Source organism: Aedoeadaptatus nemausensis, assembly GCF_903819165.1.
GTDB classification, from domain to species: Bacteria; Bacillota; Clostridia; order Tissierellales; family Peptoniphilaceae; genus Aedoeadaptatus; species Aedoeadaptatus nemausensis.
In genome coordinates, this window is record NZ_CAIJCS010000045.1 from 1 (window position 1) to 825 (window position 825).

At 35.8% G+C, this 825-nt stretch carries 1 protein-coding gene and 1 pseudogene; both read right to left on the reverse strand.

Annotated elements, in window-relative coordinates; all coding sequences use genetic code 11:
* Nucleotides 1-228, reverse strand: a pseudogene (locus PEPTYR26121_RS08650) (phage major capsid protein); the annotation flags it as partial.
* Between the two features lie 2 nt (nt 229-230).
* Nucleotides 231-825: head maturation protease, ClpP-related (locus PEPTYR26121_RS08655; RefSeq protein ID WP_180501032.1), on the reverse strand; the 595-nt coding region annotated here is incomplete at its 5' end.

Here is an 825-nt window from a genome sequence, read left to right on the forward strand (position 1 = left end):
ATTTGTTAGTGCTTGAGTAGTAGGTTTTTCTAAAGTTTTATCCATTTCTTCTTCCCTCTTCTTTCTTTCAATTTCACGAGTATAATTCTCGATAGTTCTCTCCATCTCTTCGTATGTCTTAAAGTCTTCATCAGACATTAGACCCTTTTCATCTTTCTTAGATTCAGCAAATGCCTTTGCCTCATCCCAAGCCTTAGTTCTCTTTTCTAAAAGTTCTTTTAAATTCATCTTTACCTCCAAGTATTTTTAATTTTGTTTAATCTGCCTTCGACCTCACTCATTGAGTGAGTCTTTACTTCTTTATTTATCTTTGTTAAGAGTGAGTTTGTAACTGCTCGCCTTGAAAAGACCATGTTCGTAACTTTCTCATCCTTTCTTTTGTCAGTTAGAGTTCCATCACAAAAACCCATCTCAATAGCCTTGTTCTTATCAAACCAAGTCTCTCCATCCATTAGATTAGAAATCTCTTCTCTTGATAAACCTGTCTTAATCTCATAGGCATTGATGATTGATTCCTTGACTTCCTTTAACATATCTATGGCTTTTTGCATTTCTTTTGAGTCACCAATGGCTACAGTTAAAGGATTATGAATCATCATTAGTGATGTAGGACTCATCAAAACTTCAGTTCCTGCCATAGCAATGACTGATGCTGCTGATGCTGCAAGCCCGTCAATCTTAATAGTCACATTTCCCTTGTGTTCTAAAAGCATGGTGTAAATTCTTGATGCAGCTATACAATCTCCACCAGGAGAGTTGATCCACACAGTTATATCTCCACTTTTATTTTTTAATTCTTCAAAAAAGAGCCTTGGCGTGATTTCA